Origin of the sequence: Vulcanibacillus modesticaldus, assembly GCF_001730235.1 — a bacterium.
Taxonomy (GTDB): Bacteria; Bacillota; Bacilli; order Tepidibacillales; family Tepidibacillaceae; genus Vulcanibacillus; species Vulcanibacillus modesticaldus.
Genome location: NZ_MIJF01000034.1, coordinates 1 through 13,079 on the forward strand (window position 1 = coordinate 1; position 13,079 = coordinate 13,079).

Sequence of the window (13,079 nt, forward strand, 5' to 3'; positions counted from 1 at the left end):
CCGTTATCTAAAGAATAGGTATCTTTAACCAAATCGTATATAAAGCTAAAGTCAATTGCTTGATCTATTTTCCTAACCAAATGATCCTCTGGTACCAGATCCTCTATTGATACTAATTCAACTTGAGTTCTCACATCTTCCTTACGCTTTGTTAACATATTTCTCCCCTCACAAGATATTTATTACAATATCTATTATACAAAAAAAGCTTGTAGATTTGTCTAAATAAAGACTTTGTCTACAAGCTGATGTAAATAAACTATTTACATTTTATCATCCTATTCTAGAAAAATTTGCTGAATATTGTCGAATGGATGAAATATTCTGAATAAGCGAAAATCGTTTATATTTTCTGAACGATTTTTATTTATTTTTTGTAATTTCGGACAACCCATCCCAAATAAGTTGTATTAAAGGGGTGGTTCAATGTCTATTAAAGATGGAGGAGAATGGTTGAAATTGTCAATAAGTATTTGGGATGATTCTAAAACAAAAGAGGAAAAAAAATTCAAACATCCTGCTTCCTTTCCAATTAGTATTGCTTCTAAATTGATTCGCATCTATACTGAACCTGGTGACACTATACTAGACCCTTTTGTAGGAATTGGAAGTACTATACTTGCTGCAGCACAATTAAATAGAAAAAGTATCGGTTTTGAAATAAATAAGGATTATATAAATATAATAAAAAAACGATTAATAAATTTTGATAATGACTTATATATGATTTTTAATCAATCCAGTTTAGATATTGATAAATTTCTTCATGAAGAACAAATAGATTTTTGCATTACTTCACCACCTTATTGGAATATCCTAAATAGAAAAAGAACTGCAGATAACAAAAGTATTATTAATTACGGAAACAATAAAGATGACCTAAGTAATATAACGGATTATGAATTGTTCCTCTCAAAAATACATATCATTTTTAAAAAAATTCACAAATTAATGAAACCAAATAAACATTGTGTAATCATTATTCAAGACATCCGCAAAAAATCAAATTTTTATCCATATCATATTGATATAACGAAAATGATGGTAAATATAGGTTATAGCTTAGAAGACTATATTATCTGGGATAGAAAAAAAGAATACAATAATCTTAAACCTTTAGGCTATCCATATGTTTTTAGAGTAAATAAAGTTCATGAGTACATAAGTATTTTTAAAAAAGTATAAAAAATTTTTTGAATAATATTCTATTTTTTGGACATGATACACAATGGGTGGTAGCATGTCCAAATCATTTATACACGAACATATTATATATGAATACATGAGTAATCGTTACATCAATGGGAATTTGTCTTTAAAACAAGTTGTAAAAAATGGTAAAGAGCTTAGAAAAAAAGAGTTTTTTTGGTAACAAGTTTAAAAATAAAAAACACACACTTTCCAGACGTAGATGAGATAGTTATTAATAAGTTAAAACGTCAAGCAGAAATAAAATTTGTTACGAGCGATTTTAAATATCATAATGAAAGAAAAACAAAAGATCGCTTTGAACAGTTTATGAACAATAACGGTTGCATAATCGTGTTAAACCATGATAATTTACCATCTGATTTTCCAAATGAATATCCTATAGATGTATTTGAAATAGACAAAAATGACTTTTCAGCTTTTGTTCGTGAAAATTTTGATAGGTTTTATCATAGACAATTGAATAGTAAACAAAAAAATTCCCCAGCAAAAATATGGCTTACTTCCCAAAGCGAGAACTTTCATGGTATAAATTATAAAAGAAACAAAAAAGGGAATTACAGTATTCCTCCTGCTAAATGTTCCAAAATTTGGTCTCCAATTTATAGATCGCAAATAAATGAAATTGATGTTAATGATAAAGTAGTTTTTGTTAAATTCAACGGAGTTGATAAACAACATGCTATAAATGGTGGGAATATTAATCCAAAGTGGTTACTAACTCAATTATATATTTCACGCGTAAAAAGCATTGAAACCAGGGAAGAATATTGTAAAAGGAATAATTTAGAAATAGATTCACAATTATGGATAAATGATAGAAAAAAATATACGCATGTATTTGTATTCGAGAAACTTGTAGAATTAAATTTAAAAATTTATATTAATAAATTACCTTTTGCCATTATTAATATATTACATGAAGTGTATTCTCAACCCGGAATGCTAGAGATTAGTGTAGACCAATATATTTTATTATTAGAAAAATCATTTGAGGTATATGAGTCAACTGTAAATGAAATAAACGAAACACTAATTGAAAATAACATTAATTTGTATAATTATTCCAACAACACTCATACTATCCAGCGTAGCTCTTATAGTTAATTCCATTTTCTTCGACTTTAACTCGAAGACAGATAGGGTTTCCTCTATCTTTATAGAATCTGGACAATTCCGAGGATACCCTACTCTTCAGGCTTTCTAAACACAAACAAATACTCATGAGCAATTAATAAGAAATTATACTCTATACTTCTTCTATACCATAAACCTGTAGCTTTACAGTTATGCTGTTCTTTGATAATAGTTTCTTTCAATAAAAATCCTGCATTTAAGAATTCTTGCATGACTTTGAATCCAAGTGGAACCATATGTTTATTTCTTCTGGTATCACCAATCAATATTGCACAATATTTACCTTCTTTTAATACCCTGTAAGATTCTTTTGCGACTTTTCCCATTTCTTCAATAAACTCATCTATATCAAAATGAGATAAATCATCTTTTATTCCCTCACTATATTTAATAATGTTGGCATATGGAGGATGGGTACAAATTAAATCAATACTATTATCCTTTATTAAGTTTAAGTTTCTAGCATCAGCATTATAAATTGTTGGCTCATATTCATAATTTTTTTTAAATCTCAAATTTTCCTTTGCTATTTTTATAGCATCCGGGTTTATGTCTACCCCTATTCCTTTTCTTTCTAGTAATTTTGCTTCAATTAGGGTAGTACCGCTACCTAAAAATTGGTCTAATACTACATCATTTTTCTGAGAATATCTTAGAATAACATTTCTTGGAATATACGGTGACCAGTTTCCTCTATACTTTCCACTATGTGTAGCCCATTTTCCTCTATCAGGAAAACTCCATACAGTTGTGGCTTCTAATTCAAAATCTTTTGGCTCCCAGTTTGTTATTTTTAATGGTTTTTTAACATTATATTTTTCTTTCTCTTCCCTTAAGATTTCTAATTTGTTATAAATATGTTTTTCAGGCAAATTTACATATTCTTCAATTTCTTTAATAGTATAACCTTCATTATTAAGCTCCACTATACGATTTATTAACTCTTCATACTGATATGTGTGTTCTGTTTCCAAATGATATATATACTCTTTCTTGTACAATTTCTCACTACAATAAATACATTTAATTTTTTTAGTCATCTACTTATACCTCTATAACTTAATAATTTCTTCTAGAGCACCATCTACAATCATTTTTGTATTTATTACGAAATCATTGTTTTCAAAAGCTTCTTTTAGAGGAAGTTGTGCTGTTCCCCAGCCAGTACCATCGGTAATCCAAATGAATTTATCGATTACATCATATTTCTTCAAAAAGCTATTTAATGCCTTAAACTCTCCAGCAACAGATTTTAATTTGGAACCACCACCTGAAAAGAAGTTGGTTTCAATCAGCACTAATTTATTATCTTTTTTGATAGCAAAATCGTATTGTCGAGATGACTTATCTACTGGAAGTTTTATATTCCATTCTCTTTTGATTTTTGTTTTCGTAGCTTGTGCTATATATTTAAATCCAAGTTTTTCAGCAATTCCTTGCACATACCACTCTATAATATCTTCCATTATCTTTCCGCCACGGTTTTTACGTCCGTTAGTTCCAATACCAACTTCTAATCCAATACAGTAGTCTACAATATTTTTAATTTTTTTATTAATAAACATATCTAGTAAACCTATTTTATCGCAAAATTCTACGATATCTTCAATTTCTTTATCTGTATAACTTTCTTTTCTTTTAAAAGAATAATTCTTATATTTCCAATCATCATCTTTAAAATCTACTAATACATCTAAGTTCTCATCTCGAACTGCAATTAAAATAGGAATAACAGAAACCACATTTGGATATTTTTTTAGCAAATCTTTAAAATTATTATTTATGTCCTCTTTTCCTATTAGATAGTTTAAAATGTTTAATTCAACCTCAATATCTTCGACATTTTGAAAAACTCTACTCCAATCTATAAAAAAGTCAAAGGTCCTGTTAGTATGTTTTAAGTTTTTCATAAAATAATCAAAAACTTCCCCACTATTCTGAAGTCCCAATTTTTTATAAGTTGATAAATACTTCATTTCAACCTCCTCTAGTAATTTAATATTAATAATTCTTTAATCTTACCTCTTCCATTTCCATTAGAGTTTATACTTCTTGATGCTTCTACCCTTATAATATTAATATTTTCAGAACCCTTAATTTCACTTGATTTATACAGTAATTCAAAGAATTCATCGTTTTCATCTGTGTTTTTTGGGTCTGAATTACTTAACATTAACTTTGCACCTTTATCATTTAATCTATGATAAAATTCTGCTAATCTTCTTTGCTCATCATCATCAAAATCATTCTTTTGATATGATGTGAAGCTTGAAGTTGTATTTAATGGTCTGTACGGTGGATCAAAATAAACAAAAGTATTTTCATCAACATAACTTTCTATAATTTCAAAGTCACCGGAAAGTATTTGTACATTTTGTAATGCCCGTGAAACACTGATTAAATTATTTTCATCTAGAATTAGGGGATTCTTGTACTTGCCGTGTGGAACATTAAATTCCCCTTTTTTATTAACTCTATATAATCCATTAAAACAAGTTTTATTTAGAAAAATAAAATATGCTGATTTTCTTAGCATATCTAAAGAATTATTATTATATTTTTCTCTAATTAAATAGTAATAAATCTTTCTACTTTCCTCATCAAGTGGTAAATATTCATCGGATAGTTTTCTAAGTTCATCAATCAGTTTATTTACATCATTTTTTATCGTTCTATAAAGATTTATTAAATCTTCATTCAAGTCATTTATAATAACTTCTTCAAAATGATAATTCTGTAAAAAATAAAATAAGACAGCTCCTCCCCCTATAAAAGGTTCAATATATTTTTTAATTTTATTTTCTTCAAGCTCAATGGGCAAGTGATTACTAATAATCGGAATTAATTGACCTTTTCCACCAGCCCATTTAACAAAAGGTTTTATTTTTGTTTTTTCAATAACTTTCAAGAATATCACCTGCTACTTCAATATATTTGTTAGTTCATCAAAAACCATTTCTACAAATCTTTTTGAGACTAATATTATTATATCTTAAAAACTTGTCCAAGTAGACGAAAAAATATTACCTTCTATATAAATTGACTGTGAAAGTGTCAGGTCAATGATATTAATCTATATCTTTAACTATTAAATATACTAGATAACCAATCTTTTAATTCCCAATTATCCTCACCTGGTGATAAAGAAAAGGCTCCCATCTTATAAAAATCGCGGTATTTTTCTGTAAAAAAATCTTTATTTTCTGGTAAGATGCTTCTTTTTGGAGTAACTATATATACCTGTTCTACTACCCTTTCATTTGTTTCGCTATGAATAATCCCATCACGGTATTTGTGCATTTCGCCTAAAGCAATCGATAAATTACTTGGAATCCTGTATTTAGGATCTAATATATATATTTTTTGATTGTATTCTATCACGATATCCGGGATCATAGCGTGAGTATATGTTTTGAATGGATAAGTATTACTTTGAAATTTTCTTTGATAAGATAGTTTTGCTCCATTTTTAAGTTGTATAGTACTTTTTTTATTTTCGGATAATTTTAAAAAGAAAGTATCTTTTACTTGAGTTAAAATACGAAAGGAGTCTTCTATGAGTCCTAACTCTTTAAGAATGATGATAATTTGAATATATACCCACACTTCATATAACTGATGAGTCTCTTTTAAAGGTATTTTATATTGAACATCAAAATTTAAATCCTTAAATTCATATAATTTTTGGTACCATTGATACCATACACGATACAAAGGATGTTTGCGAAAAACTTGAGAAATGCGAATAGTTCCCTTAAAAGGAGAAAGCCCTTTTAAAAATTCAGCATTTCTCCATTTATATAACCAGTCTAGATATTTTGAAGCAATTGGTTTAAATTCTTCATATTCAGATTCATAGAATTTTTTTATTATAGTTTCTAGCTCAATTACTTGTCTCAAGATGACTTTATTCTCATATAGATCAAATGTCTCAATATTTCTATTTGCTAGCATATACTCAGGAAAACGATTTGGATTGCCACCATATGCTTCACCGTGGCGAACTACCCATGATATCAATTGATTATTAACAATTTTTACTTGCTCCCTTTTTAGTAATTCATGATTTTTATTTAGAAATCGCAAGGAATTGGCTTCTATTCTAAGAAATATATTTCTAAGTTGTGACATCGTGCGTTCAATATAGTTCCATTGAAGCCAAGTAACTTCTCTTTTTCTCCCGGAAGCTGAGACATTTCTCTTAAGCCCTTCAGTTTTAAATAATACCTTGGCTTCAGATAATATATCTTGCAACATGACTTCATATTGCTCATTAGTAATTTTACGTGAATCGGGATAAATATACTGTTCAATATCAAATCTTTCATTTCCCTGATAAATAGTAAAAGTTACTATACCACTTTCAAAAGGAGTATCTAAAACCCCTTCCCACCATTCAGAAGTGCGTGTCATCATAATCGGTATTTGTTGCATTAGTAATATAAAATCGCCTCTAATCGATGATCTCCAGCGATATTGGGTGCCTTCTTTAAGATACATATCTTCTATTGGAGTCCATGATAAGGTTTCATTGTCCCATACTTCAATATTAACGCCAAAATTGTGTTGCTCCATACCTTTCTAATTCCTCTCTCATTCGCACTATATTTTTATACGTAATCGAATCCATACCAATGGTATCCTTTGTCCAACTTTCTAATTCAGCCATAAGTGGTATTATTTTTTCGTCTCCCCGGATTTTTGGTAATATCTTTTCTGAGATAACCCTATCTAATGATTTTATTCGCTCCATACGAAAATCTTCAGGTAATAATAAATTCTTATAGAGTTTTCGTAATATCTCGTTCATTGTACGGTAGCCAAAATGTAGTTCATATTTTGATAGTATTTGATGCAAATCTATTAAACTTCCCCACTCTTCTTTTAATCCGTCTTTATATTTATTATCTAACTTCTCCCAATATTTTTCAAAGTCAACTTCTGATAATGTCATTACAAATGCTCTGTCTAATACTTTATCAGAAATACTGTGGGTAGTCTCATCGACATTGATCGTTCCAATTAAATAAAAATTATGTGGTATTTCAATCGTCTTAGGAATATCCTCTATATCATCTTGATTATGAAGATGAATAGGCTTTCGAGATTCTACTGCGCTTAAATAATCACTGAGATAATATTCTACCCTAGCTAAATTTAATTCATCTAACACAATAAAATGTGGCTTATCTTTCTCTTTGTTTGCTTGGATTAGCATATCTAAAAATTCTGTTCTCATATAACGCTTTTCAAATGAACTATAATAGCCAAATAAGGCTGTCGAATCCATCCAATCCGGCCTAACTGGTATAATACGTAAATATGGATTGTCTGCGCTATAATCTAATCCATATACAGCATTTGCATATAAGCGACATAATTGAGTTTTTCCTGTACCTGATATTCCACTCAGTATTACAAAATGCTTATCGACTAAACAAGTCATGTTTAAGTGAAAATCTCGTAATGTATCCAAAGAGAACGTAAATTGACTATCGCTAATTATTTTCTCAATGGAGGAAAAATCAAAGGTGCTTGAATAAGTTTCTAATGATAATTCACCTTCATCATCAATGAGATTATTATTAGCTTCCGGAGCATTTTTGGGAAGAGTAAAAGCCCCTAAGACATCAGCAAAAATTAAAGAGGCTGTAATTAAGCGCTGTTTTATTTCACCAATCGGTTCTAAAAATGTTTTAGAATTATTATCGTAAGTACCTACATAAAATCCCGTTTCATCAACCTGGAAACCATGATCAAGTAATATTTGGTTAGATTTAAGCTGATAAGTTTGATTTTCGTTATTCTCGTTGTTCTTACCTTTTAATCTAAAAGCCTTTTTAAATTTCAATTTGTATTGTGTTTCGGTTTGTAATTTCCTTAATTGAATATAGATGTATTCTCTCCCGTTTATCACCACACCTAGTAACTCTCGAGGTTCACGAAAAAATAACTCTAACCACCCCTGAGTGATTAATTGATCGTTATCATATATCGAAAATGATTGTTTGTGTAATTTATTAGAAGATTTAGTAGCTTCCTCGAAATTTACTTGGTATTTTTGTCCATAGACTATTAGTGATATAGGGGTTGAATCATTTTTAAATAAATCAATTACTTTTAACGAATTCAAGTGCTCAATTGTATCCCTTTCAATAAATTTTCGCAGGGGTTCTAATTTAACAAAAGTATCCCACATTAGATCTACTAAATCTTCTTCATTAATATCTGATTTGAATGGTAAGTATAGGCCAAATTTAAACCAAGGTGTTTTTCGTCCCTTGTATTCATTAATTTTTTTTATAAATTCTTCGTTTTTTATCAATGTTTCTTCATCGTCAGAAAGCTTAATTTCAATATCTGGGTCCAATTTTCGTAGTAAATTATCCAGTTCTTTTTCATTAGTTTTATTAAGGACTGCTCTCCAAAATGGATAAAAATCCAAATCCATAACAATCTTTATCGTCTTACTTCTTGAATCAGCTTCAATTTTAAATATAGAAACTCGGTCATATATATCGTAAGTTAATCCAACAAAAGCTTTTCTACAAAAATTATTCTTATTTTTATTATATTTGGGATTTTTTGAATCTGATCTATTAGTATCTAATGTACTTTCGTATGTATGAATCTTGTATTTTAATACTTCCCCATTCACATTATACTTCTCTACAAAACTATCAAAGATTTCACGGAGTTTCGGTTGAATTTCATTTAGAACAGTTTGACATCTAATGGATGGATCTTCAATATTAAAAATTTCAATCCAACGGCTAATATCAATCATTGCTATAGCCCTCCTTTAAAGATTATTTTAGGCCCACAATCATAATATTTTAATATTTCATATGCTTTATCAAGAGACTTGAAATATTCAATTTCACTAACCATATCTCCAACAATTCTTCCTTGATAAGCTAGTTAAATTCATCTTAACATTTTTTCTATGAGTAAAATGTAATATTTTGTCGAATATAATGAAAAATACATGTTTATTGATGAAATATTGTGAAAAAAACAAAAAAACTTATCTTAAAACGATAAGCTCTTTCGGTAGGAAATGATATACAAGATGTTATTTTTACCTAGCTAAGAAATATACTATAACACCAATGATAAACAATAAAGACAAGCCGAATACTATTGCAATCTTAAGTGTTTTTTTATTGCTACAAAAATCATAGCGATCCAATTAAATTTGCATTATATGTCATATTTGGTGTTCCCTTATCATTTTGCATAAATCTCAATGCCTTGCTCCTCAATACGCTTACGCAATTCCTCATTAATTGGACTATTCATATCAACTATGTCAATTTTATATATGCCTGCGGCTTCATCGAGCTCGAGCCATATACGTGAGGAAACTTTCCCCTCCGCATAGATTACAATATCAATATCTGAATTATAACGGAAATCACCACGTGCACGGGAACCAAATATAACAGCCTTATTGATATCTTCATATTTTGATAATACATTTTTTATCTGTACTATTATATTCTCATGTAATCCATACATCATAATTTTAATTCTCCTGCTAACTTAATTTCGAGTTCTAAAAATAATTTAATATATTTATTTTTTATTCTTTCGTAAATTAACTTAGCTGTTTCTTCATTGTAAGTATGTGATGTAAGATTGCGGTCATTAATCATGTCGATCCATATTTCACCATTTACAATCAATTATTTAATTACAATATTATTAACTATAATTTCCATAAATATATGATTATTTTAATTTGATAATCAAAACAATTAACGTTCCAAACATAATCATAAGCGTTAATGTTTGATAGATGTAAGCCGTTCTATTATACCTGACCATATTATACCATAAAGAGAAATATAGGAACGTACTTTCTTATAATTTATTAAGAAGACAATCAAATCATTCCACAACTGCTTTCATGTGAGTTTCCCGCATAATAAATTGCGGGATTTTTTCTTCTAGTTTCCAAATGATATTAATAGGTTTCGAGCCCTGATGTTCGACGTAATTTGCTTTTCCTAAGAAGTAATAGGGACTTGTTTTAGTATTTTCCCTTTTATTTTCTCTTACAAATAACAATATTATATTCCCAGTTTTTCGGTGATTGATATATCTTTGTCCTGTTGGTGACTCAATTGAAGTTCTGCTTTGTGTTTGCCAATGAAATAAGTGATCATTAATTGCATAGTCGTCGTACATTGTTGATTCTAAGTAATCTTTCTCTGATTTATTCAACGTAATAAAGAAAATGTCGGTCTTTTTCTCTTCTATGTACTTAACTCCTTCTCTAAATGGAACTTTTTTCTTTTCGATATGTAATCCGAATGAAGCAAGCACTTGATCTACAGTATATCTTGCGTGGACCTCAAGGGGACTTACATAATCTAAATCGATTGTTTTAGTGATAGTATTTAAAGTACTTAGTTTATAGTCAATAATTTCAAAAATCTCCCGATAAATTGATAAATTATTTTTCCTCAATCTTTCAAATGATTTGACATAGCTTTCCTCCGGCTCTTTATCCCAAAATGTATAATATAACATGCTAAGCATGAGCTTTTGTTCTTCAGTTAAGTATGCAGTTGAATAATCCTCTAACTTAAGAAAATCCTTGGCAAAATACAAAAGTTTTTTAGAATCAATGTTTGCTAGTCGCCATAAAGCATTATTTAATTCCTTACGATCCTTAACTAAATACGTTTTAAAAACATTTGCTTTATAACCTAGTTCGTAAAAACTTCCTACTTTATACAATTGCCCAATCTCTAGTTGATTAAGATTAATGAAATTCTTGAGTGTCAAGGGCAAATCTGTTTGCTGCTTATAGTTCTTTAAAAGTCTTATTAGATTATTTTTAGTTGTCATAGAATAATTAAGATTGTTTAAAATATATTCTTTTGCTACTCTTTCTAGTTGAATAAAGCAGCCCTTAGGTAAATTTGGAAACTCAAGTTCAACCTCTTTCTTTCATGGATCTTCTTGTTTTTCCTACCAATGCTCTAAATTTCAATCCAAAATCATAATTTCTGTTCGCTTGACCAACAAAATCAAGTACAGTAAGGACTTCTTTATTATCTGATAGCCTCAACCCTCGACCTAACTGTTGTAAGAAAATAGTTTGTGATTCTGTTGGACGAAGAAAAAGTATTGTATTAACTTCTGGAATATCCACACCTTCATTATATAAATCTACAATAAAAATAAATTTTATTTCCCCTTTTACTAATTTAGATTGGGCATTATCCCTTTCTTCCTTAGAAGAATCTGAATCAAGGTGAATAGAGGGAATATTGTGCTTATTAAAGAAATCACTCATATATTTTGCGTGTTCTTTACTCACACAAAAAGCTAAACCTTTCACATTATCAATATTAGTTATATATTTGTCCAAAGATTCAATAATCAACTGTGCTCTTTGATCATTTTTTGTATAAAGATTAGATAACTGACTAGGTAAATACCCTCCTTTTTGCCATTCTAAGTTTTCGAGACTAACTGGGTCAGTGACTGCAAAGTAATGAAACGGAGATAAAAGTTTTTTATCAATAGCCTCTGTAAGTCTTATTTCAGCAGCAATTCTATTATTGAAAAATTCTAAGATGTCCTTATTATCCATCCTTTCTGGTGTTGCTGTTAAGCCTAATAGAATTTTAGGCTTAAAATGATTTAATATTCGCTCATATGAATCAGCTTTAGAATGATGAGTTTCGTCCAAGATAATATAGTCAAAATAGTCGGATACAAAGTTTTCGTATTTTCGATTGTGGTTTAAAGTCTGAATGGAAGCAAATAGTTGACTCCCTATTTTAGGGATCATTCCTCCCACCCAAAGTTCTCCAAAGTTTTGATCCCTTAGAATTACTCTAAAGGTCTTTAAACTTTGCTCTAATATTTCTTTTCTGTGAGCTAAAAATAAGAATTTTGCGTTTGGGTGTTTTTGATAATATTTTTTAAAGTCAAAAGCAGAGATCACAGTCTTTCCTGTACCAGTTGCTGCAACGATTAGATTTTTGTAAGATCCATGAACTTCTCTTTCCACTTCAAGTTTTTCTAGTATTTCTTGTTGATAAGGATATGGTCTAATATCGAAAAAAATAGTTTCTTCTCTTTCTAGTAGATTCGATTCTTCTAGCACTCGTTTTAATTGAATGTTTTGTTTTTCAGATTTAGGATCAAACAAAACAAATTCATCATCATGCCAGTAGGTTTCAAAGGATGCCCTATATTTATTAACTAATTCTGGTGAAGTATATTCAGATATCTTAACATTCCACTCTAATCCACTAGACATAGCAGGGTTAGACATATTTGATGATCCGATGTAAGCGGTGCTAAAACCGGTTTCACGATGAAAGTAATAGGCCTTAGCATGTAATCTGGTTCGTTTATGATCAAAGGATATTTTAACTTCAGTATTGGGTAACTCTGCAAGTATCTTAATCGCTTTGTAATCACTAGCCCCCATATAGGAAGTTGTAATAACCTTAAGTTTTGCTTCCTCGCTAAATAATATTGGATTAAAAAAAATCTAATAGACCATACTGGTAATAATCTATGAAAATAATACTGGAGGTATGGTCAATGTTACACACTCAAGAAGATTTAGATATGTTTCAAGAAGCATTAGATATAAAGGATCCATGGTTTGTTAGTTATAAAGAATTTAATAAAGAACAAGAACAACTTCATATTTATTTAAATTTTAAACGAGGAGCTAAGTTTACTTGCCCTCATTGTGG

13 protein-coding genes are annotated in these 13,079 nt (G+C 29.3%); 2 read left to right on the plus strand and 11 right to left on the minus strand.

From position 1 onward, the window contains the following. Nucleotides 1–158, minus strand: a 158-nt coding sequence (locus BHF71_RS11590; RefSeq protein WP_084024202.1) for a transposase, incomplete at its 3' end; no start/stop codon positions are given. Nucleotides 159–426: 268 nt separating this feature from the next. On the opposite strand from BHF71_RS11590, the gene BHF71_RS07220 reads away from it, so the two are divergent. Beyond that, nucleotides 427–1,185: a DNA methyltransferase gene (locus BHF71_RS07220; protein WP_069656997.1), complete on the plus strand. Its 759-nt coding sequence runs from the start codon at nucleotides 427–429 to the stop codon at nucleotides 1,183–1,185. Nucleotides 1,186–1,365: 180 nt separating this feature from the next. After that, nucleotides 1,366–2,316, plus strand: coding sequence for a hypothetical protein (locus tag BHF71_RS07225; protein WP_069656998.1), 951 nt, complete (start codon nucleotides 1,366–1,368; stop codon nucleotides 2,314–2,316). An 80-nt stretch (nucleotides 2,317–2,396) separates the two neighbouring features. Here the strand turns inward: BHF71_RS07225 and BHF71_RS07230 are convergent, their stop codons facing one another. The 10 genes from BHF71_RS07230 to BHF71_RS07265 all read right to left on the minus strand — a co-directional run bounded on the left by BHF71_RS07230 (nucleotide 2,397) and on the right by BHF71_RS07265 (nucleotide 12,805). Continuing rightward, complete coding sequence (locus BHF71_RS07230; protein ID WP_069656999.1) at nucleotides 2,397–3,386, minus strand: DNA methyltransferase; 990 nt, start codon at nucleotides 3,384–3,386, stop codon at nucleotides 2,397–2,399. A gap of 12 nt (nucleotides 3,387–3,398) precedes the next feature. Then, nucleotides 3,399–4,322: a type II restriction endonuclease gene (locus tag BHF71_RS07235; RefSeq protein ID WP_069657000.1), complete on the minus strand. Its 924-nt coding sequence runs from the start codon at nucleotides 4,320–4,322 to the stop codon at nucleotides 3,399–3,401. Nucleotides 4,323–4,333: 11 nt separating this feature from the next. Next, complete coding sequence (locus BHF71_RS07240; RefSeq protein ID WP_245683841.1) at nucleotides 4,334–5,263, minus strand: DNA adenine methylase; 930 nt, start codon at nucleotides 5,261–5,263, stop codon at nucleotides 4,334–4,336. A gap of 164 nt (nucleotides 5,264–5,427) precedes the next feature. Next, entirely contained in the window at nucleotides 5,428–6,921 is a 1,494-nt protein-coding gene (locus BHF71_RS07245) for a DUF2357 domain-containing protein (protein ID WP_069657001.1), read from the minus strand. After that, nucleotides 6,896–9,133 carry an McrB family protein gene (locus BHF71_RS07250; protein WP_069657002.1) on the minus strand — a complete coding sequence of 746 codons (2,238 nt, stop codon included), beginning with the start codon at nucleotides 9,131–9,133 and terminating at the stop codon, nucleotides 6,896–6,898. The genes BHF71_RS07245 and BHF71_RS07250 overlap by 26 nt, the downstream gene beginning before the upstream one ends. A gap of 443 nt (nucleotides 9,134–9,576) precedes the next feature. After that, on the minus strand, nucleotides 9,577–9,870 hold the full coding sequence (locus BHF71_RS07255; protein ID WP_069657003.1) for a nucleotidyltransferase family protein: 294 nt from the start codon (nucleotides 9,868–9,870) through the stop codon (nucleotides 9,577–9,579). Then, nucleotides 9,867–10,034, minus strand: coding sequence for a nucleotidyltransferase substrate binding protein (locus tag BHF71_RS11595; RefSeq protein WP_281179271.1), 168 nt, complete (start codon nucleotides 10,032–10,034; stop codon nucleotides 9,867–9,869). Before BHF71_RS11595 ends, BHF71_RS07255 begins: the two co-directional genes overlap by 4 nt. A 46-nt stretch (nucleotides 10,035–10,080) precedes the next feature. Further along, nucleotides 10,081–10,176, minus strand: coding sequence for a putative holin-like toxin (locus BHF71_RS12605; RefSeq protein WP_425425399.1), 96 nt, complete (start codon nucleotides 10,174–10,176; stop codon nucleotides 10,081–10,083). Between the two features lie 63 nt (nucleotides 10,177–10,239). Continuing rightward, nucleotides 10,240–11,094 carry a DUF3427 domain-containing protein gene (locus BHF71_RS07260; protein WP_069657004.1) on the minus strand — a complete coding sequence of 285 codons (855 nt, stop codon included), beginning with the start codon at nucleotides 11,092–11,094 and terminating at the stop codon, nucleotides 10,240–10,242. A 199-nt stretch (nucleotides 11,095–11,293) separates the two neighbouring features. After that, the gene (locus tag BHF71_RS07265) at nucleotides 11,294–12,805 is read right to left on the minus strand and encodes a DEAD/DEAH box helicase (RefSeq protein ID WP_069657005.1); all 1,512 of its coding nucleotides are present in this window, start codon (nucleotides 12,803–12,805) and stop codon (nucleotides 11,294–11,296) included. Nucleotides 12,806–13,079: the final 274 nt, after the last annotated feature.